Genomic DNA, 20,073 nt, shown 5'->3' with positions numbered 1-20,073 from the left:
AATATGGCTTTTGAGTTTTTACAACCTCTTGATGCCTCGCTGGCAAATTTTATAGATGGCCTTTCGGCACAATCGCTGGGTAAAAAAGCGGTTTTGCATCTTGAGGGAGATTTTCCGGATACAGAAGGGGTTTCGATAGCCATAATAGGAGTATTGGAAAACAGGGGCAGGGGAGAAGCGGTGCTGCATCCACACCTTAATTATATAAGGAAACAGCTTTACTCTTTATACCCGGGTAACTGGTACACCAATATAGCCGATCTGGGCAATATAAAACCCGGAGCTTCGTTACAGGATACTTATTATGTAGTGAGGACTGTAGTGGAAGAGTTGATAAAGAATAAAATTATACCTGTTATAATAGGAGGCTCGCAGGATTTAACCTATGCCATGTACCGTGGGTATGACAGGCTGGAGCAAATGGTTAACCTTGCGATTATAGACAGCCGGTTTGACTTCGGTAAAGAGAACGAAGCAATAAGCGCAGGCTCTTACCTCACACGTATAATAGTAGAGGAACCCAACAATTTATTTAATTATAGTAATGTGGGCTACCAAACCTATTTTAACCCACAGGAAGAGATAGACCTGATAGAGAAACTATACTTTGATGCTTACCGCCTTGGCGAAGTAACTGCCAATCCTGCAATTGCAGAACCTGTATTCAGGGATGCTGATATAGTAAGCCTTGATATGGGAGCTGTAAAATCGGGTGATTCAGGTAATATTGTTAATTTTTTGCCAAATGGTTTTAATGGCAAAGAAATTTGTACATTAGCGCGCTACGCAGGGATTAGTGATAAGGTAACATCTTTGGGGATTTTTAACCAGGATGACACCAAACAGGAAGCAGTACTCATCGCCCAGGTTATATGGTATTTTATAGAAGGTGTAAATTACCGGAGCAATGAGTATCCGTTTGATACTAAAGATACCTACCTTAAATATATAGTGCCTGCGGAAGATGAAGAACTGGTGTTTTACAAAAGCGATAAAACAGACAGATGGTGGATAGAAGTGCCCGTGGTGGCAGGTGTAGATAATAAATTAAAACGTAATACGTTATTACCATGTACATATGATGATTATATAGGTGCATGTAATAACAGTTTTCCTGAGAGATTATGGAAAGCTCAAAGAAAAAACATTATTTAATCTTTTTGTTATAATTAGTGGCTGTATTCCTTTAAGTATTGAAATCTTTACTTTGTGTTGAGGTTTTTTTAATAAAAAAATTGTTTTTTTAAAAATAAATAAATAGGTTTACGCCCTTAAAAATAGAATTACATTAATAACCCAAATTTATGAAGAAGTTCATTGCATTAACAGCAACTTTATCATTATTAATCAGCTGTGGTTCCAGTGACCGGGGGGAGCTGGTAGGTGTTAAAGGAAAAAACTGGAGGCCAGAGCAACCTTATGGTATGACCTTAGTTCCGGGCGGCGCTTACATTATGGGTAAATCTGATGACGATTTAGCTAATGTGCAGGATGCTCCTACTAAGACTGTAACTGTGCGTTCTTTTTATATGGACGAAACAGAGATTACAAACAGTGAATACCGCCAGTTTGTAGAATGGGTTAAAGACTCTATTATCAGGACAAGGCTTGCAATCCTTGCGGATGAAATGGGAATGAAGCCCGGAGGTGAAGGCGGCATAGGCGAGTATGCTTTTTTAGATCAGGTAGCAGAAGGTGAAGAGCAGTCTCCATACGACAAGTATATGTATGAGAATTACTATAGTATAGGTATGGATCCTAACGACCCTTATGTTGGCAGGAAGCTAAACCATGATGTGAATCTTATCGATGATCCGCAGGAATATCCGGATGAGTACTATGTTGAGGTTATGGACTCTATGTACCTGCCTGCTTCAGAATCTTACAACGGTTTAAGGACTGTGGATGTTTCTAAGCTTAAGTTCAGGTATTCATGGATGGATATTGATGCTGCTGCAAAAGATAAGTCTAAAAATACAAGAAGCAAGAGGAGTAAGTATATGAAACACGAGCAGGTAGAGGTATACCCTGATACTACAGTGTGGATTAAAGACTTTTCTTATTCATATAATGAACCAATGCACAATGACTATTTTTGGCATGATGCTTACGGAGAATATCCTGTAGTGGGTGTTACCTGGGGTCAGGCTAAGGCGTTCTGTGCATGGAGGACTCTTTATAAAAATGCTTACCAGAAAAGTAAAGGAAGGCAGTACGTGAACTCTTTCCGTTTACCAACTGAAGCAGAATGGGAATATGCTGCAAGGGGCGGATTACAATCTGCTACATACCCTTGGGGTGGGCCTTATGCTAAAAATGACAGGGGTTGTTTCCTTGCCAACTTTAAGCCTAACAGAGGTGACTATGCTGCCGACGGTGCACTTTATACTGTTGAAGCTGAATCTTTCGATCCGAATGAATTTAACCTGTATAACATGTCAGGTAACGTGGCGGAGTGGACAGATTCATCATACGATGCAGCTTCTTATGAATATGTTTCTACTATGAACCCTAACGCTCCGGATCCTTCTAATAAACGTAAGGTAACACGTGGCGGTTCATGGAAAGATGTTGCTTACTTCCTTCAGGTAAGTACAAGGGACTGGGAATATGCCGACTCTTCAAGGAGCTACATAGGTTTCAGGACCGTTCAGGATTACATGGGTACTCAAAACACAGGTAATCAATAAATTTTAACCAACTCTATTTTTTTGAATATTTAAATTAAATTTAACTTAACTAAAAACTAAAATTATTTCATTATGGCACTACCTAAAAAAGTTATGAATTTTGCCTATGGTATGGGGGCAGCGGTTGTAATTATCGGAGCATTATTTAAACTTATGCACTGGCCAGGTGCTAGTTTGATGCTTATAGTTGGTCTTAGTACTGAAGCTCTTATATTTGGTCTTTCTGCGTTTGACCCGGTAGAAAAAGAGTTGGACTGGTCGTTGGTTTATCCTGAACTTGCGGGTGGCGATGCTAAGAAAAAAGATGCTAAGAAAGAAAACCCTGCTGAAGCGCAAGGCCTGCTTTCTCAAAAACTTGACAACCTACTTAAAGAAGCTAAAATTGACGGTGAGCTTATGGCAAGCCTTGGTAACAGTATCAAAAACTTTGAATCTGCTGCTAAAGGTATATCTCCAACAGTTGACTCTATTGCTTCTCAGAAAAAATACAGCGAAGAAATGTCTATGGCTGCCGCTCAGATGGAGTCTCTGAACAGCCTTTATAAAGTGCAACTTGAAAGCGCAAGCCGTAATGCTGAAGCTAACAGGGATATTGCAGAGAACGCTGCCAAGCTACAACAGGAGATGGCTGCTATGACTAAGAACATATCTGCGTTAAACAATGTTTACGGCGGTATGCTTTCTGCAATGGGTAACAGGGCCTAATTAGGGTCTTACTTTGACTAACTTTATAAAAACAAGAGACTAATTAGAAATGGCAGGAGGAAAATTAACCCCAAGGCAAAAGATGATTAACCTGATGTATCTGGTTTTCATCGCAATGCTTGCACTAAATATGTCGAAAGAGGTACTATCCGCTTTCGGACTTATGAACGAACAGTTTGAGGAAGCAAATACTCAGGCTACTAAAAACAACGAAGCCCTTTATGAAGCACTTGCAGCAAAGGCAGCCGAAAACCAGTCTTTCGTAGCGGCGAAGCAGGTGTCTGAAAAAATTAAAGGTATTTCTAGCCAGTTTTATGCTTACATAGAAAAACTTAAAGCTGATGTTACAAGCCAGTTTGAGAAGGAAGATGTTAACGGTGTTATGAAACTTCCTTATGAGGCAATGGACAAAGGTGATATGATCGATGAGAAGTGGTTTGAAGGTGACGGGCTTTCTCCTAAAGGAAAAGAAATCATCGCTACTATGGAGAAGTATAAAAATGACATGAAAGCTGCTATTGGTAATGATATTAAGTATAATGCTATTATCAAAGAACTTAACAGCAAATTTGATACTTCTGAAGTTACAGATGGTGAAGGCGTAAAGAAAAACTATCTTGATTACCACTTTAAAGGCTTCCCTGCAATTGCTTCTTTAACGAAGCTAACAGCTATGCAGAACAGTGTTAAAGTTATAGAGGCTAATGTTTATAACATTGCACTTGGTAAAGCAGCTATCGAAGCTACATCACTAAATAAGTATAAAGCTATTGTTATCCTTGATAAGAATGCTTACTTCCAGGGTGAGAAAGTTACAGGTAAAGTTGTACTTGGTAGGTATGACGAAAACACTAAGCCTGTATCTTTTGAAGGTCCTGGTAAAATTGACCCTGCTACAGGCCAGGCAGTAATTGAGCTTAGCGCCGGTTCTATAGGTGAACAAAAAATAGCAGGTAAGTTTAACTTTATTGAAGACGGCAAGCAGGTGCCACTTCCTTTTGAAGGTACTTATGTAGTAGTTCCTCGTCCTAACGAAGCTACTATATCAGCCGACAAAATGAACTCTGTTTACCGTGGTGTTGAAAACCCAATGACAATTTCATTTGCAGGTATATCTGATAATAACGTTACTGCTTCTGCACCGGGCTTAAATAAAGCTGGTGGCACAGGAAAATATAACTGGAATGTTACAGGTGTATCAGGTACTGAAGCAACTATCAGCGTAACCGGTAAGCTTCCTGACGGTACTTCTGTTTCTTCTAAGAAAGTATTTAAGGTTAGGGATATTCCTCAGCCAACTGCAACTCTTAGGGGTAAAACCAATTCATCTAAAGGCCGTGCAGCTGACTTAGCAGTATCAACAGTAAATGTTACTTTCCCTGATTTCGTTTATGATCTTAATGTTCAGGTTGTTTCTTTCGAGCTTTACGTTCCTGGTAATGCAGGTATGATTGTTCAGGGAGACAGGTTTGATGCAAGGGCTCAGGCTGCCATTAACAAAGCCAAAAGAGGTGATGTAATTACTATTACTGCAATCAAAACTAAGCTTGTTGGTAACAGTACTTACAGGATTAAAGATTCTACACCTTTCCTTTGGGAAGTACAATAATATAATTAAAAGAACGTTTTTTCTTTTATAGAACAAAGAGATATGAATAGCAAAAGTTTTTTATTAGCGGCATTGTTTTTGGCTGGTGTAGGTTCTGCTACAGCACAATCTAACCTGCTAAACGCTAAAACGCCGGATGAGATCGGACAAAAAACTGCAGAGCAGGAAATGTTGGATAATGATAACCCGCTGCCATACGGCTACGTGGGTGACAGGGATGTTTTGTTCGCCAAAAAAGTTTGGGAGACAATAGACCTTAACCAAAGGATTAACTTCCCGCTTCTTTTCCCGGTTGAAGAGAATATTGGAGACGACAGGAAATCGCTTTTCAACGTTCTTATTACAGCTATAAAAGACAGTACGCTTACAGAAGTGTATGCTGATTCTTATTTTACACAAAAGAAAACCCTTGAAGAGATACAGTCTAACTTTTACGTTAGCATGCTAAACAGCTATGGTGTTGAAGTTCTTAACCGTTATCCGGGAGAAACTGAAGAGGCACTTAAAGCTAAAGGCGTACTTACTGCTGAGCATTTTGATACTCAGGAAGTAACCGCTAATGACGTTGCTGCTTACAATATTGTTGGTACGTGGTATTTTGATAAGAGGCAGGGCGAACTTAAGTACAGGATTTTGGGTATTTGCCCGCTTGCTGTAGATGCTCTTAGTAAAATGCGTATGGGTGATACTGCTGAACCTATCGAGCTTTTTTGGGTGTTTTACCCGGGAGCGAGGGATGTGCTGCACCGCCACAAAGCATTTAACGAGAAAAACTCTGCAATGCCTATTACTTTTGACCACCTGTTAAACTCAAGGCGCTTTAGTGCTGTAATTTATAAAGAGGAAAACGTTTATGGTGACAGGCTTATTAAGGAATACCTTAAAGACAACGCACAAATGCAGTTGTTAGAGTCTGAGCGTATTAAAGATAAGATACGCAACTTTGAACAAGACATGTGGAATTATTAATAATTCTTCATAATACTACAAAAACTCTTACCGCGAGGTAAGAGTTTTTTATTTTTGTACCCATGAAAGATTTTATCATAGTTGGCGGTGGCCTTGCCGGGATCAGTTTTGCTGAAACCTGTTTTTTAAATAATAAAGAGTTTGTAGTGATTACTCAAACATCCGGTGGTGCCACAACGGTTGCGGGTGGTGTTTATAACCCTGTAATTTTAAAGCGCCTCAATTTGCCTATGGATGCCGCTGCTCACATGCAATTCATTATGCCGTTTTACAGGTATATAGGGCAAAGGCTTGGTGTTTCTTTCATGCATGATATTCCGGTTTACCGAAAGTTTGCTTCTGTAGAAGAACAGAACAACTGGTTTCAGGCGGCAGACAAGCCGGCATTAGAACCTTTTCTTGATACAGATGTAAAGCATACAACCTATAATGGCCTCCCGGCGCCTTATGGTTTTGGCAGGGTTATCGGTACAGGTTATATGGATACTGTCTTATTCTTAAAAAAATATTATAACTTTTTGGCAGAGCAATCAAAGCTGTCGGTTGAAAATTTTGATTACTCTGAATTAAAGTTAAATCCAAACAGCGTTAGCTATAAAGGTATTGAGGCCAGGCATATAGTTTTTGCCGAAGGTTTCGGGCTTAGAAATAATCCGTACTTTAATTATCTGCCGCTTAACGGTACAAAAGGAGAATTGCTGTTGATAAAGGCTCCCGGCCTTAATCTTGATATTATTGCAAAGGGGAATGTATTTATGATACCCCTCGGTAACGATATTTATAAAGTTGGTGCGACGTATGAATGGGAAGACAAAACTACTGTACCAACCGAAAAGGCGCGCGCTGAACTTGTTGAAAAACTGGAAGAACTTATTGCCTGCCCGTATGAAATTATAGGACAGACTGCGGGAATACGCCCAACTGTTACCGACAGAAAACCTTTGGTGGGTACACACCATAAATACAATAACATACATTTGCTTAACGGCTTAGGCACACGTGGTGTTATGTTGGGCCCGCCAATGGCAAAGCATTTGTTTGACAGTATAGAAAATGCCGTACCCATACCTAAAGAAGTTAACTTAAGCCGTTTTAAGGTTTAGTTTTTTTATCTGCATCTTTACGGTAGCTTATAAAGAAATTGATCCAGATATTGCGGCTTAGCCGCATTATAACAGGCATAAAGACTACAAGGGTACCTATAATGGCAAAGAAAGATGTTTTAAGGCTTGTGCCAATAAGAACATAAGCAATAACAAATGCTGCAACGCTGAAGGCTACACCAAGCCCATAGCTTACATACATAGCTCCGTAAAAGAAGGAAGGCTCTATTTTATAATGAAGTCCGCAGTGGCTGCAATTGTCATGCATTTTATACACTTTGCTCAGGTAGTACGGATTTTTTTCTATGTACATACTTTCCTGTTGGCAGCGCGGGCAGGTTCCTGTTAAAATACTATAGAGTTTAGATCCTTTTTTAAACATTTGCAAATTGAAATTTATATCCTCAAATTTACGCTTTTAATAGGACAATCATAATGCTGAACATACATAATCTATCGGTTTCATTTGGTGGCACTTACCTTTTTGAAGAAGTAACTTTCAGGCTCGGGGCAGGCGACAGGGTAGGCCTTGTGGGCAAGAACGGTGCAGGAAAATCTACCATGCTTAAAATACTCTCAAAGGAAATTGCACCCGACAGCGGTACTATTGCTACCGAAAAGGAGGTTAAGATTGGTTTCCTGAAACAGGATATTGATTTTGTAAAAGGACGCACCGTGCTTGATGAGGCTTATCAGGCTTTTGAAGAAATTAAGAGGGCTGAAAGCCGCATAGAAGACATAAACCACCAGCTTGCTACCCGTACCGATTATGAAAGCGAAGAGTACAGCAAACTTATAGAAGACCTTAGCGATGTAACGCATCATTATGAAATACTTGGCGGCTATAACTATGTGGGTGACACCGAGAAGATACTATTAGGACTTGGTTTTAAGCGCGAAGATTTTACCAAACTTACCGATACTTTTTCGGGTGGATGGCGCATGCGTATAGAACTTGCCAAGTTACTTTTACAGTCTAACGATGTGCTGTTGCTGGATGAGCCTACCAACCACCTTGATATAGAAAGTATCATCTGGCTGGAGAATTTCCTTAAGGGTTATCCCGGTGTTGTGATAATCGTATCGCACGATAAAATGTTTCTTGATAATGTTACCAACCGCACGATAGAAATATCACTCGGAAAAATATATGACTTCCCCAAACCCTATTCGCAATACCTTGAGTTGCGCGATGAAATAAGGGAAAAGCAGCTTGCCACACAAAAGAACCAGGAAAAAATGATAGAGCATACAGAGAAGCTCATCGAAAAGTTCAGGGCGAAGGCATCTAAAGCCTCAATGGCACAGTCACTCATTAAAAAGCTTGATAAGGTTGAACGTATAGAGGTAGATGAAGATGATAATTCTGTAATGAATATATCGTTCCCGGTTTCTGTTACTCCCGGGCGGGTTGTTGTAGAGGCAGAAAATGTTACCAAAAAGTATGGTGATAAAACCATTTTAAGAGATATCGACCTGCTTGTAGAGCGAGGCAGTAAAATAGCTTTTGTGGGCCAGAACGGGCAGGGTAAGTCTACCTTAATTAAGGCAATTACAGGCGATATAGACTACACAGGTACAATTAAGCTGGGGCATAATGTTCAGCTTGGTTATTTTGCACAAAACCAGGCCGAGTACCTGGATGGTGAAATAACCCTGTTAGATACTATGACAAACGCAGCTAACGATAGTAACCGCAGCAAGGTAAGGGATATGCTGGGCGCTTTCCTTTTCAGGGGAGATGATGTAGAGAAAAAAGTTAAGGTACTTTCAGGTGGCGAAAGAAACCGCCTTGCGCTTTGTAAGCTGCTGTTACAGCCTATAAATGTGCTTGTGATGGACGAACCTACCAACCACCTCGATATAAAGTCTAAAAACGTTTTAAAAGCCGCACTTAACAAATTTGAGGGCACTTTGCTGCTGGTATCGCACGACAGGGATTTCCTGCAGGGGCTAAGTAATATTGTTTATGAGTTTAAAGACCACAAGATAAGGGAGTATCTAGGCGATATTAATTTTTACCTTGAGCAGCGCAACATGCAGAACATGCGCGATGTGGAAAAGCGTGACGTGGTTAAGGAGGATAAAGCCCAAAAGCAGGCAAAGCCGCAACTTACCTATGAAGAGCAGAAAAAAAATAAAACGCTTCAAAACAGGTTGTCTAAGATAGAGAGCCAGATACAAAGCTTGGAGAATGACATTCGGCATGATGATAAACGCCTTGCGGCAGATTATGAAAAGCTGATGGCAGATGCCGCATTTTTTACGGCTTATGAAAATAAAAAGAAAGAACTTGATACCCTGCTGGAAGAGTGGGAGCAGGTTCAGGAAGAACTGGAGCAGGCATAAAAAAAGAGTTGCCTCAAGGTTTAATTACTTCCTGAGGCAACTCCATATTTTTAATCCGTCTTTATCTGGATTTCTTTCTTGTCACGTGAAATAGTGACATTATTTTCTTTATCGCCGTCCTTGTTTTGCACGCTAACACCATCTTCGTTAATGTTTACCGATGTTCCGTCATTATTTTCTTCTGCAGGAACGGTGGTGTTAACAGTAGGTTCGGGCGTTGCAGGCGGTGCCGGGTTTTCTACCGGTGGTGGTGTAGCAGGCATTTCCGGCTCTTCTTTTTTATCCTTACAGGATGCCAGCAGTAACGCTGCCAAAGCTCCCGAAAGCATCATCATTTTTCTCATAGTTATAGGTTCTTTATGGTTAATATTTCCTAAATTAAACAATTAGGTTTACACGCCGTGCGGTTATAACTAAATTTTAAGAAACTATCCCTATTTTTCGGGAGTGCTCAATAGCCTCATTACTCTCCTTAAAATAGCAAACAGCAATGTTTAGCGACTCTATGTTTTGCAGCGCGGTAACAGCTTTCGGTTTTTTGCTGTGCCCTGTCTGCCTTATATACACTGCTATAACGGTTTGTGGGAAAATTTTACAAATGTTCTCATACAAGTAAGGGTCGTGCTGGCTGTCATCGCCCAGCAGGGTATATTTTAAATGGGGATAAAATTCCAGTATGTGCTTTATCTTGTCAAATTTATGGTTGTGGTTGCCGCGCCCTGTCACTAAAAAATCGGCAAGGCTGGTCTTTATATCCTTAAGAAGCATAACCGCCCTGGGCAGTTCGTGTATTTTAGTGAATTTTACAATGAAGCTGTACAGGTTCCACTCGCTGCTCGATACATAAAAAAAAGCATTCCGCTCTTCTTTGTTGTTCCTCCCTGCGGTGCTTAGTGCCTGGTAATGCGGAACCACACCTTCAAACAGCCGCCTGTCGTTTACGTTTTTCCATAACAGTATATAAAGCTTTTTAAAGAAGTTTCGGGTATGTGAGACAAGGAAAGTGTCGTCAATATCAGAAATGAAGCCTAAATCGCCTTTAAATGGCCTTATATACGATCCTTTCTCGCGTATCTCTTCGCCGTTATGGTATATACTCACATAATAATCGGTCCAGCCGTGGCCTATTTCATGCTTTAGCGGTATGCAGAATTTAAAATAACCGTCTGCTAAAGCCTTGGTGTGTATAACCTGCCCGTTGTGCTCAAGGTAAACATCTGCATTGGGTATGGTGCTTACCATAAACATCCTGATTATTGAGCGGGCATTTTTAAAACGCCTTTTCTCAAACTCATAGTCATTGGCAGTATTGGGCTTAAAAACATGTCCAAAAACAATCAGTTCCTGTTCGTTTGCATAGCCACGGTATAACTTTAAAATCGGCTTCATTAAAATTTATATATTTCATAAGATATTTCACCATCCAATTTACTTACTTTTATTCGAAATTTCTCTATTCAAAAAGTTAAGATGAAGCCAAAGGATACGTTTATACTCGTAGTTAACCCTATAGCAGGGGGGCAGGACAAAGCAAACCTTACCCAACAGGTTAAAGATTTTACCGCCAGGCAGGAGGTAACGCTTATTGAATATGAAACAACCGGCGAAGCCGATGAAGAAGCGATAAAAAAACTTTTTGACGAGCACAACCCGCAGCGCATACTGGTAGCCGGAGGCGATGGTACCATAAAGATGGTTGCCGAGGCGCTTGGGCATAAAGATGTAATTATAGGTGTACTGCCTTCCGGCTCTGCAAACGGACTTTCGGTAGATCTTAACCTTCCTAAAACTATTGAAGAGAACCTTGCCATAGCCTGCAAAGGCGAGTATATAGAAATGGATATAGTAGATATAAATGGCAAAAAGAGCCTTCACCTTAGCGACCTTGGTGTTAATGCAGCGCTTATAAAAAACTATGAAAGCGGGCGGGTGCGCGGTAAGCTGGGTTATGCATTACAGATTATCAACACCCTGACTGACCTGGATGATCCTTTCTGGATTACCATAGAAGCCAACAGCAAGAAAACAACTTCAGAAGCGCGGATGGTGGTAATAGCCAATACTAACCGCTACGGTACAGGGGTAACTATAAATCCTATCGGTAAGTTTAATGACGGTAAGTTTGAGATAATAATATTAAAAAGCCTTGATATAATTACAATAGGTAAAATACTGGCAGGCAACATACCTGTTGATGATAATGAAGATGTGGAAATTATCAGTACAGAAGAAGCACTTATTGTAACTGATAAGCCGGTAAGCTTTCAGATTGACGGCGAATTTTATGGCGAAGAAGACAGGCTGCATGTAAAGATACTACACAAGCAAATGAAGGTTGCCGTTCCGTCTGATAATCAAATTAAGTAAATTTAGTTTCTCTAACTATGACAACAGATAACACCGGTGGGACCAAGCAGGCTATTGTACTTGGGCCTGATGAAGGCCGCAAGTATGATATGGGATTCATGAAGGCTGTATTTAAAGCCGATGAAGAGGAGACTGATTGTGGTTATTCTGTATCTGAATGGTGGCTTGAACCGGAAAGTGACGGACCCGGAGCCCATTTACATGAAAATAATGATGAGATTTTTTATGTTCTTGAAGGCAAGCCCTCCATATTAATCGGTGAAGAGTGGATAGAAACTCAAAGAGGTAGTTTTATAAGGATACCGGCAGGAACTATGCATGATTTTGCCAACAAAACAGATAGCAGGGCAGGGTTATTGAATTTTTTTATACCCGGAGGTTTCGAAAGAAATATGCCTTCTATAGTAAAATGGTTTGAAGATAATCAGCAGTAAAAAGGCGGGTCGCTTTAGGTTTTAAACGGATTTCGCGCTTTCCATTCCACTTTTGGGTCGAAATAAGTAAAAAGCTTTTGCATGAAAAAGTTTAGCAGCGGGTTGGTATGTTTTATAATACCAAATACTTCTTCGGCCGTGGCGCCTACTGAGCTTTTAATTTCCATGGCAGAGCGTGCAAAAATGATATGCTTAAATTCTTTTTTTATGGCATAGGCAACCATATCATACAGCATATTAAGGTACAGCATTTTCTCTTTCTGGATTTCTTCATCATACCCTAAAAAGTAAGTGTCTGCATCATGGCCATTTTTAATCAGGGTGTTGAACCCAACCAGCTTTTCTCCCTCAAAGTAACCGTAAAACCGAAACTTATCTTTCAGTTCCTGCTTCATTATCTCAAAATGATGTTGCGGCAGGTAAAAGGTATTAAATGCGGCTTTGTCTGCAACAGTAAGATACAGCTCATGTATCCGCGCGTTTAATGCTGAAATTTCTGAGAGGCTAAGCTTCTTTTTGGTTATGCCGGCTGCTTTTTTTCGTGCGCGGTTGTGCTGTGTTCGGTATTTAGTATTGAGTTCTGATAAATAGTCTTCTACCGATTGCCACCCGGGGCGTATGGTAAAGATCATGTTAGGCTGTGTGCAGAATTTATAATAACCGTTATAACCCGCAGCCTCAAAATCAGGCATTTCTTTTTCATTAAAATCTTTTACTGCCAGCAGGTGTATGCGCTTTCCTTTTTTACTATATTCTTTTTTTAAATTAAGCATTGCCATCTGCAAAAGGGCAAGCGCTTCTGTCTCACTAATCTCTTTATTAAGCAGATAAGCATTTTGCCCTGTAAGGGTATTATTGCCGATAAACAGCACGTGCGAAGAAAACTTCCTGATAAGGTAATCTTTAAGGCAAAAAGAGCGCTCCCGGTTTTTAAAAGTAGCCACACGGGCAAGATCTAAATACTGTATCAGGGCTATACCGCACAACTTGCCATTGCTGAACAGCCCCACAAAATGGCATTCCATGTTAGCAGGAGGGGCTTTTTTTAAAACCGCCAGCCCATTACGTGAAAGGAATATGTTTTCGTGCGCAATACTATCCCATTCGTCAGGAAGTACCGATGTGCTGTTGTATATGCTATAGCTATATTTACCCAAGGTGTTTTAATAAAAAAGCATCTCCACAAACAGGGAGATGCCAAAGGTAAAAGTTATTTTTTATTCCCATGCAGAAAGAATGCCGCCCATAAGGGTAAAGCACACAATCCAATAGCCGGCATTTACAAAAATGTATTTCCAGCTTTTCATCTCAAACATGGCATTTGTGCCAATAATGGGCAGTGCCAGGAAAAGCCCCGACATGAACCCGTGCAGCATGCCGTGCTTAAATGTCCTGAAGGCATGGCCATAGTCGGTCATAAATTCGTTGTAAGAAGGTTTTGCTGTTAAGGCAAGATCCGGCCCGCCTACCATGCCCAGTGCGCCAAGTTGGTGTATTACAAGAAACTGTATTACAAATGCAGCCATGATAGAAAAGAGTATTACAAACCCGAAAACCTTGAACATATTGGCTGTTTTCGCTTTTTCTTCGGTCATGCCGCTTTCGCGCATCCAGATGGTGCCGAACACCTTTGGGTTGAACCAGATAAAGCCTACCGGCAGGGTGCACAGTGCGGCTACAAGTACTGCTGTAAAATTCATATTAATTGATTTTGTGTGGGTTATTACAGCAAATTTATAAATTTATGGTCTTGGTTTTTAAGAAAGTATTAACAAATCAGATAAATTTAAAAAAGCTGTACGGCTTTCTGTTTTTAAGATATCCTGTATTGTTTTCGTTGGCGTAAGCCTCCCTCTCAAAACTAATATTTTTATATGCCGAAGAATGGTTTTTGTAAATAACCAGCCGTACTACATATTCAGTTATATACCAGATATAAAAAGGCAGGATAAGTAATTCCGCCTGCTGCCGAAAGTGAATTTTTTCATGCTGGAGCAGCACCTGGTTACTGCTGTATTTTTTATCCTTAAGCAGCAGAAACGGAAACAGCGCCATTGCTGCATATCCTTTCGGTATTAAATATTTAGATGTTATTATTATCATTAATTGTAAAGTTCATAAATTTGTTGGCATGTACAGCCAAAAACCTGATAAATTAACTGAAGGCGAAGATTATTACCTCTCGCCCGAAGGCTATAAAGTTTTTACCGAAAAATACCATTTAAAGCGCGGCTACTGCTGCAAGAGCGGTTGCCGGCACTGCCCTTATGGTTTCGACAAAAATAAAGGTGAAATTAAGAAAAAGTAACAGTTATGTGTGCACCGCAAGCTAATATGATTGCGCATGCCAGCCTAAATACCAATAAAACAAATGACATTTCAGGAACAGATACAGGAAGGTATTCCGTCGGTTTTGCCACAGCCAAAACCGTATGAAACCGACATAAACCATGCACCGAGGCGTAAAGAAATACTATCGGCAGAAGAAAAGAAGCTTGCGCTGCGTAATGCGTTACGTTATTTTGAGCCGCAGCACCATGCCGAACTGGTAAAAGAATTTAGTGAAGAGCTGGAAAAGTACGGGCGTATTTATATGTACCGCCTTAGGCCTGATTATAAAATGTATGCAAGGCCAATATCAGAATATCCGGGCAAGTCAGAACAGGCTAAAGCCATAATGCTGATGATACAGAATAACCTGGATTATGCCGTGGCGCAACACCCGCACGAACTTATTACTTATGGCGGTAACGGGGCGGTATTCCAGAACTGGGCGCAATACAGGCTCACCATGAAATACCTGAGCGAGATGACAGATGAGCAAACGCTTGTTATGTACTCAGGCCACCCTATGGGGTTGTTCCCTTCGCATAAAGATGCCCCGCGTGTGGTGGTTACCAACGGTATGATGATACCCAACTACTCCAAACCGGACGACTGGGAGAAATTTAATGCGCTGGGCGTAACACAGTACGGACAAATGACGGCAGGCAGCTATATGTACATAGGCCCGCAGGGCATAGTGCACGGCACAACCATTACCGTGCTTAATGCCGGCAGGAAAATAGCTAAGAACGGAGAAGGGCTGGACGGTAAGTTGTTTGTAACATCAGGCTTAGGCGGAATGAGTGGCGCTCAGCCCAAAGCAGGAAACATTGCAGGCTGTATAACTGTTTGTGCAGAGGTAAACCCAAAGGCAGTACACACGCGCCACAGCCAGGGATGGGTAGATGAGGTGGTTACTGATATAAAAGAACTTGTAACCCGAGTGCGCAGGGCTAAAGAGAATAAAGAAGTGGTTTCTATAGCTTATCAGGGTAACATTGTAGATGTTTGGGAGCGCTTTGATGAGGAAGATATTTATGTTGACCTGGGCAGCGACCAGACATCTCTGCATAACCCGTGGGCAGGGGGCTATTATCCTGTTGGGCTTTCGTTTGAGGAGGCTAATGATATGATGGCCGAAAACCCGGAGCTTTTCAGGGAAAAAGTACAGGAGTCACTGCGCCGCGAAGCCGATGCCATAAACAAACATACAGCAAAAGGCACTTACTTTTTTGATTACGGCAACGCATTTTTACTGGAGGCATCACGTGCCGGGGCCGATATAATGGCAAAAGACGGCATCAACTTTAAGTACCCAAGCTATGTGCAGGATATAATGGGGCCAATGTGTTTTGATTATGGCTTTGGGCCGTTCCGTTGGGTTTGTGCTTCGGGCAAACCGGAAGACCTGCAAAAAACAGATGAAATTGCCAGCAAAGTACTGGAAGAAATGGCTAAAACAGCACCTGCCGAAATAAAACAGCAGATGGAAGATAACATCCGCTGGATAAAAGGTGCCCAGCAAAACAAACTTGTGGTGGGCAGCCAGGCGCGCATACTGTATGCCGACTCTGAAGGGCGCATCAACATTGCAAAGGCATTTAACGAGGCTATAAAGAATGGCGAGATTGGCACTGTAATTTTAGGCCGCGACCATCATGACGTTAGCGGTACCGATTCGCCTTACCGCGAAACAAGTAATATTTATGACGGCTCGCGTTTTACAGCCGATATGGCTATCCACAACGTTATTGGAGACAGTTTCCGCGGGGCAACCTGGGTAAGCATCCATAATGGCGGCGGCGTAGGTTGGGGAGAGGTTATAAACGGGGGCTTTGGTATGGTTCTTGATGGTTCTGAAGATGCATCAAGGCGCTTAGAATCAATGCTTTTCTGGGATGTTAATAACGGTATTGCCCGCAGGAGCTGGGCAAGGAACGACGAGGCTATATTTGCTATTAAACGTGCAATGGACAGCCAGCCGCTCCTCAAAGTTACACTGCCCAATAAAGTAGATGATGCCCTGTTAGGCTGATAGTTAACCCTTCGTTAATTGTTGGCTGTTGGTGCATATTTGCTATGTAAACTATTAACTTTGGGATTATGAAAATAATAAAATTGCTATCAGTACTATTCATAACGGCCCTTGTTTCATCGTGCAGCTCCATTCGCGTAGCTTCCGATTATGATGATGCCGCCGATTTCAGCCGCTATAAAACCTATGCTTTTTTTAAAGAAGGCATAGATAAGGCTGAAATATCTGACCTTGATAAAAAACGCATTATGCGTGCCATAGATGCCGAAATGCAGCGAAAGGGGTTCGCCAAAAGCGAAAACCCGGATATGCTGATAAACCTGTTTACACGCTCTAACGAGCAGGTAAATGTAAACAACTGGGGCTACAACTACGGCTGGGGCTGGGGTTGGGGCTGGAACCCGTGGATGTGGGGAGGTAACTATACCACTGTAAATACATCTACCGAGGGCACGCTGTATATAGACATTATAGATGCCGCTAAAAAAGATTTGGTGTGGCAGGGTATAGGTACCGGTGTATTAACGCTGGACAGGGAGAAAAAACAGGAAAGGATTAATGAATTTGTTACCAAGATATTAAAGGAGTACCCTCCGCTAAAAAAATAATAGTATAATATTAGAATTACAGCCCCTACTTTTGCAGGGGCTTTTTTTATGAATAACTGAATGTTAACATCCGTAAATTCAGTGTGTAAGAAATATAGTATTATATTAGCAGGTTAAAACCTTCCAAAAATAAAATTGACATGAGAAAACAATTACTCTTTTTATTGCTTTTAATATTTACAGGATTAAACGCACAGGTTGTAACTATTCCGGATGCTGAATTCAAAGCCTATTTGTTGGCAGCTCAAGGAAAAAACAGTGCAGGGCAAACAATCCTTATTAATGCCAACCAGGATAATGAGATACAGGTTAGCGAGGCTCTGGCTATTTATGAACTGGATCTTGACTTTGACATGACTGACCCTCTTTTTTCAATTGAGGGAATTGAAAGTTTTATTAATTTGACTGAATTGACAATATATCAGGCAGATGAGGTTCCAGAAATGGATTTTACTGCACTTAGTCAATTAAGCGACTTAACATTAACTGAATGTAATTCTTTAGATAATATTAATATCAGTGGTTTAACTGCTCTTGAGAAGATAACACTATCTTATATTGAAGAAAGTGGTGATAGTACAACTCTAGTAGATGTGTCAGGATCAATTAATATTTCAGAGATTAATATCTCGGATTCTTATATAAATATTGATTTCAGCCAGCTACCAAATCTAGACAGCCTAAGTTTAAATTATACAGGAGTAAATTTAGACTTAACTGCTAATACTAATTTAAGTTACCTCTCGATAGTTTTTCCAATAAGCGGAGGTTTTTTAATGTTAGGGGATAAGCCGCTTTTAACGGATTTAAACTTAAATTTAAATAGTGGAATAGCTTCTATTAACGGTATTGACCTTAGTGGCTGTACCGCCTTAAATACTTTATTTCTGAGTTATGATGAAGCCGTTTCTGTACCCTCTATTCCTTTCAGGACTTTAAATTTAAAAAACGGTATAAGCAGTTATGAGTCATTTGATGTGATTATTGAGTATGCGAATATCCAGCCTGTTTATATATGCATAGATGAAGGTAATGAAAGCCTGTTCTCCGATGCAGTATTAAATGATCCTGGTATTTATATAAGTTCTTACTGTGATTTTATGCCCGGAGGCGATTATAATACAATAACCGGGAATTTTACTTATGATTCCGACAATAACGGTTGTGACACAAACGACAATATAATTACGAATACCCGTTTAGATATTGTTACCGAAAATGAAGAAGAATTTTCAGTATTCAGTAACAATTCAGGAACATACAATTTTTATTCAGGGGCCGGCACATTCACACTAACCCCGGATATCGAAAACAGCGACTGGTTTACTATAAATCCATCTTTAAGTACAATAAACTTCCCCGATAATAACAATAGCACCAATACCCAAAACTTCTGCGTAACGGCAAACGGCATACACCCCGACCTTGAAGTTGTAGTAGCTTCAGGCGGCGCCCAGCCAGGCTTTGACGCCTACTATACCGTAACCTTTAAAAACAAAGGTAACCAGGAACTCTCAGGCGCTATAACCCTGACTTACGATGATACCGTTTTAGACTTTATAAGTGCTAATAATGGCGGTACAGATACAGCCGGTACCATAAGCTGGAACTACAGCAACCTGCAACCCTTTGAAAGCAGGCAGGTAGCAGCAGTATTGAATGTAAACAGCCCAATGGAAACCCCGGCCGTAAATATTGATGATATACTGAACTTTACCGCAACCATTACCCCAACAGCAGGGGACGAAACCCCGGCAGATAACACCTTTAACTTGAACCAGATAGTGACCGGCTCTTATGACCCCAATGACATTACCTGCCTGGAAGGCGAAAGCGTAGCCCCTGAGCTGATAGGAGAGTACCTGCACTACAACATCAACTTCGAGAATACCGGTAACGCCCCGGCTACCTTTATCGCCGTTAAGAACACCCTAAACCCCGAACAGTTCGACTTAAGTACCCTGCAACTGCTCTATGCCAGCCACGATGTGGAAACACGCCTTAGTGGTAATGAACTGGAATTCTACTTTGGTGACATCAACCTGGCAGCCAATGGCGGCAAAGGCAACGTAATATATAAAATAAAAACAAACAATACCCTTCAGGTAAACGATGATGTGGCACAACAGGCCAACATCTACTTCGATTACAACTGGCCCATCCAGACCAATGAAGCCGTGACCACTTTTGAAACCCTGAGCAGCGGCATCCGTACAAAAGACAACAGCATAAAGCTGTATCCTAACCCTGCAACAGGCATAGTAACCATAACAGCAGGAACTGATATAGAATCAGTAGAAATGTATGACATGCAGGGCAGGCTGTTGCAGGTAAGCCACACAGCCACACTGGATATAACCCAAAGGCAATCGGGTGTTTACTTCGTGAAAGCAACCACTGAAAAAGGAAGTAGCGTAGAGAAACTGGTAAAAGAGTAATAAATACTTACTTATAACAAAAAAAGGCTACCTGATTGGGCAGCCTTTTTTAATATTGTTACTTCTTAGTGGGTTAACTGGTAAAGAAGCTGAGGGCTTTCATCAAGCTTACCAACCTGGTCTTTTGGTAAACCGGCCCTTAATTTTGCTTCTATGGCATCAGAAATAGCATCCTTTTCTTCTTTGCTAAGGGTTTTATCAGCAAGAGCCTTGTGCTTATACTCAAAAAGGCCTTTAAGGTTTGTTAACTGACTGTCAGAAATCTCCATATTTTCAGAGAGAGTAGTTATGTCTTTCATTACAGCTTTTTTAAGCGCCTCTCTATCAATGGTTTCCTGCTGTTGTGCAGGAGTGGCAACTTTTTTCTGTTGCGCATTGGCGGTGTAGCCAAAGGCAAGCATCATAGCGAATACAGCAATTATTTTTTTCATGGTAAAACTA

The 20,073-nt window shown here is 41.0% G+C and carries 20 protein-coding genes; 13 read left to right on the top strand and 7 right to left on the bottom strand.

Features of this window, described 5'->3' with window-relative positions; translation table 11 throughout:
• The first annotated feature begins 3 nt into the window (after positions 1–3).
• From Q0K96_RS00535 to Q0K96_RS00510, 6 genes are all read left to right on the top strand, one after another.
• On the top strand, positions 4–1,155 hold the full coding sequence (locus Q0K96_RS00535; protein WP_297332076.1) for a formimidoylglutamase: 1,152 nt from the start codon (positions 4–6) through the stop codon (positions 1,153–1,155).
• 149 nt (positions 1,156–1,304) lie between these two features.
• On the top strand, positions 1,305–2,690 hold the full coding sequence (gldK, locus tag Q0K96_RS00530; protein WP_297332075.1) for a gliding motility lipoprotein GldK: 1,386 nt from the start codon (positions 1,305–1,307) through the stop codon (positions 2,688–2,690).
• A gap of 69 nt (positions 2,691–2,759) precedes the next feature.
• Complete coding sequence (gldL, locus tag Q0K96_RS00525; RefSeq protein WP_223053205.1) at positions 2,760–3,395, top strand: gliding motility protein GldL; 636 nt, start codon at positions 2,760–2,762, stop codon at positions 3,393–3,395.
• A gap of 49 nt (positions 3,396–3,444) precedes the next feature.
• Entirely contained in the window at positions 3,445–5,004 is a 1,560-nt protein-coding gene (gene gldM, locus Q0K96_RS00520) for a gliding motility protein GldM (protein ID WP_297332074.1), read from the top strand.
• A gap of 42 nt (positions 5,005–5,046) precedes the next feature.
• A complete protein-coding gene (gene gldN, locus Q0K96_RS00515) occupies positions 5,047–5,973 on the top strand; it encodes a gliding motility protein GldN (protein ID WP_223052936.1) in 927 nt (308 codons plus the stop codon).
• Positions 5,974–6,035: 62 nt separating this feature from the next.
• Positions 6,036–7,076 carry an FAD-binding oxidoreductase gene (locus Q0K96_RS00510; RefSeq protein ID WP_297332073.1) on the top strand — a complete coding sequence of 347 codons (1,041 nt, stop codon included), beginning with the start codon at positions 6,036–6,038 and terminating at the stop codon, positions 7,074–7,076.
• On the opposite strand, the gene Q0K96_RS00505 is transcribed toward Q0K96_RS00510, so the two are convergent.
• Positions 7,066–7,458, bottom strand: a complete 393-nt coding sequence (locus tag Q0K96_RS00505) for a DUF983 domain-containing protein (RefSeq protein WP_297332072.1) — start codon at positions 7,456–7,458, stop codon at positions 7,066–7,068. The genes Q0K96_RS00510 and Q0K96_RS00505 overlap by 11 nt on opposite strands.
• Before the next feature lie 53 nt (positions 7,459–7,511).
• Here Q0K96_RS00505 and Q0K96_RS00500 point away from each other — a divergent pair, with 53 nt between their 5' ends.
• On the top strand, positions 7,512–9,425 hold the full coding sequence (locus tag Q0K96_RS00500) for an ATP-binding cassette domain-containing protein (RefSeq protein ID WP_297332071.1): 1,914 nt from the start codon (positions 7,512–7,514) through the stop codon (positions 9,423–9,425).
• 50 nt (positions 9,426–9,475) lie between these two features.
• Here the strand turns inward: Q0K96_RS00500 and Q0K96_RS00495 are convergent, their stop codons facing one another.
• The gene (locus Q0K96_RS00495) at positions 9,476–9,769 is read right to left on the bottom strand and encodes a hypothetical protein (protein ID WP_297332070.1); all 294 of its coding nucleotides are present in this window, start codon (positions 9,767–9,769) and stop codon (positions 9,476–9,478) included.
• Positions 9,770–9,845: 76 nt separating this feature from the next.
• Positions 9,846–10,814, bottom strand: coding sequence for an App1 family protein (locus Q0K96_RS00490; protein WP_297332069.1), 969 nt, complete (start codon positions 10,812–10,814; stop codon positions 9,846–9,848).
• 81 nt (positions 10,815–10,895) lie between these two features.
• Between Q0K96_RS00490 and Q0K96_RS00485 the strand changes: the two genes are divergently transcribed.
• A complete protein-coding gene (locus Q0K96_RS00485; RefSeq protein ID WP_297332068.1) occupies positions 10,896–11,792 on the top strand; it encodes a diacylglycerol kinase family protein in 897 nt (298 codons plus the stop codon).
• Between the two features lie 17 nt (positions 11,793–11,809).
• Positions 11,810–12,226, top strand: coding sequence for a cupin domain-containing protein (locus Q0K96_RS00480; protein WP_297332067.1), 417 nt, complete (start codon positions 11,810–11,812; stop codon positions 12,224–12,226).
• A 14-nt stretch (positions 12,227–12,240) separates the two neighbouring features.
• Here the strand turns inward: Q0K96_RS00480 and Q0K96_RS00475 are convergent, their stop codons facing one another.
• The 3 genes from Q0K96_RS00475 to Q0K96_RS00465 all read right to left on the bottom strand — a co-directional run bounded on the left by Q0K96_RS00475 (position 12,241) and on the right by Q0K96_RS00465 (position 14,326).
• Positions 12,241–13,383 carry a GNAT family N-acetyltransferase gene (locus Q0K96_RS00475; RefSeq protein ID WP_297332066.1) on the bottom strand — a complete coding sequence of 381 codons (1,143 nt, stop codon included), beginning with the start codon at positions 13,381–13,383 and terminating at the stop codon, positions 12,241–12,243.
• 60 nt (positions 13,384–13,443) lie between these two features.
• Positions 13,444–13,926: a DUF1761 domain-containing protein gene (locus Q0K96_RS00470; protein ID WP_223052944.1), complete on the bottom strand. Its 483-nt coding sequence runs from the start codon at positions 13,924–13,926 to the stop codon at positions 13,444–13,446.
• A gap of 76 nt (positions 13,927–14,002) precedes the next feature.
• Entirely contained in the window at positions 14,003–14,326 is a 324-nt protein-coding gene (locus Q0K96_RS00465; RefSeq protein WP_297332092.1) for a hypothetical protein, read from the bottom strand.
• A gap of 31 nt (positions 14,327–14,357) precedes the next feature.
• Here Q0K96_RS00465 and Q0K96_RS00460 point away from each other — a divergent pair, with 31 nt between their 5' ends.
• The 4 genes from Q0K96_RS00460 to Q0K96_RS00445 all read left to right on the top strand — a co-directional run bounded on the left by Q0K96_RS00460 (position 14,358) and on the right by Q0K96_RS00445 (position 19,632).
• Entirely contained in the window at positions 14,358–14,534 is a 177-nt protein-coding gene (locus tag Q0K96_RS00460) for a DUF5522 domain-containing protein (protein ID WP_223052945.1), read from the top strand.
• Between the two features lie 63 nt (positions 14,535–14,597).
• Positions 14,598–16,586 carry a urocanate hydratase gene (locus tag Q0K96_RS00455; RefSeq protein WP_297332065.1) on the top strand — a complete coding sequence of 663 codons (1,989 nt, stop codon included), beginning with the start codon at positions 14,598–14,600 and terminating at the stop codon, positions 16,584–16,586.
• A 68-nt stretch (positions 16,587–16,654) separates the two neighbouring features.
• Entirely contained in the window at positions 16,655–17,194 is a 540-nt protein-coding gene (locus Q0K96_RS00450; protein WP_297332064.1) for a DUF4136 domain-containing protein, read from the top strand.
• 140 nt (positions 17,195–17,334) lie between these two features.
• On the top strand, positions 17,335–19,632 hold the full coding sequence (locus Q0K96_RS00445) for a T9SS type A sorting domain-containing protein (RefSeq protein WP_297332063.1): 2,298 nt from the start codon (positions 17,335–17,337) through the stop codon (positions 19,630–19,632).
• A gap of 65 nt (positions 19,633–19,697) precedes the next feature.
• Here Q0K96_RS00445 and Q0K96_RS00440 read toward each other — a convergent pair whose 3' ends face one another.
• Positions 19,698–20,063, bottom strand: coding sequence for a hypothetical protein (locus tag Q0K96_RS00440; RefSeq protein ID WP_297332062.1), 366 nt, complete (start codon positions 20,061–20,063; stop codon positions 19,698–19,700).
• Positions 20,064–20,073 lie beyond the last annotated feature (10 nt).

It is taken from the genome of Flavobacterium sp. (genome assembly GCF_024305175.1).
Lineage (GTDB): Bacteria > Bacteroidota > Bacteroidia > Flavobacteriales > Flavobacteriaceae > Flavobacterium.
The sequence above is the reverse complement of the archived record's forward strand: the minus strand, read 5'-3'. Positions and strand labels throughout refer to the sequence as shown.

Bases quoted from the DNA above. Each gene is read 5' to 3' on its own strand.
- Q0K96_RS00460 (WP_223052945.1), top strand. From the start codon at position 14,358: ATGTACAGCCAAAAACCTGATAAATTAACTGAAGGCGAAGATTATTAC.
- Q0K96_RS00440 (WP_297332062.1), bottom strand. From the start codon at position 20,063: ATGAAAAAAATAATTGCTGTATTCGCTATGATGCTTGCCTTTGGCTAC.
- Q0K96_RS00500 (WP_297332071.1), top strand. From the start codon at position 7,512: ATGCTGAACATACATAATCTATCGGTTTCATTTGGTGGCACTTACCTT.
- gldM (WP_297332074.1), top strand. From the start codon at position 3,445: ATGGCAGGAGGAAAATTAACCCCAAGGCAAAAGATGATTAACCTGATG.
- Q0K96_RS00450 (WP_297332064.1), top strand. From the start codon at position 16,655: ATGAAAATAATAAAATTGCTATCAGTACTATTCATAACGGCCCTTGTT.
- Q0K96_RS00485 (WP_297332068.1), top strand. From the start codon at position 10,896: ATGAAGCCAAAGGATACGTTTATACTCGTAGTTAACCCTATAGCAGGG.
- Q0K96_RS00510 (WP_297332073.1), top strand. From the start codon at position 6,036: ATGAAAGATTTTATCATAGTTGGCGGTGGCCTTGCCGGGATCAGTTTT.
- gldN (WP_223052936.1), top strand. From the start codon at position 5,047: ATGAATAGCAAAAGTTTTTTATTAGCGGCATTGTTTTTGGCTGGTGTA.
- gldK (WP_297332075.1), top strand. From the start codon at position 1,305: ATGAAGAAGTTCATTGCATTAACAGCAACTTTATCATTATTAATCAGC.
- Q0K96_RS00480 (WP_297332067.1), top strand. From the start codon at position 11,810: ATGACAACAGATAACACCGGTGGGACCAAGCAGGCTATTGTACTTGGG.
- Q0K96_RS00505 (WP_297332072.1), bottom strand. From the start codon at position 7,458: ATGTTTAAAAAAGGATCTAAACTCTATAGTATTTTAACAGGAACCTGC.
- Q0K96_RS00495 (WP_297332070.1), bottom strand. From the start codon at position 9,769: ATGAGAAAAATGATGATGCTTTCGGGAGCTTTGGCAGCGTTACTGCTG.
- Q0K96_RS00490 (WP_297332069.1), bottom strand. From the start codon at position 10,814: ATGAAGCCGATTTTAAAGTTATACCGTGGCTATGCAAACGAACAGGAA.
- Q0K96_RS00455 (WP_297332065.1), top strand. From the start codon at position 14,598: ATGACATTTCAGGAACAGATACAGGAAGGTATTCCGTCGGTTTTGCCA.
- Q0K96_RS00470 (WP_223052944.1), bottom strand. From the start codon at position 13,926: ATGAATTTTACAGCAGTACTTGTAGCCGCACTGTGCACCCTGCCGGTA.
- Q0K96_RS00445 (WP_297332063.1), top strand. From the start codon at position 17,335: ATGAGAAAACAATTACTCTTTTTATTGCTTTTAATATTTACAGGATTA.
- Q0K96_RS00535 (WP_297332076.1), top strand. From the start codon at position 4: ATGGCTTTTGAGTTTTTACAACCTCTTGATGCCTCGCTGGCAAATTTT.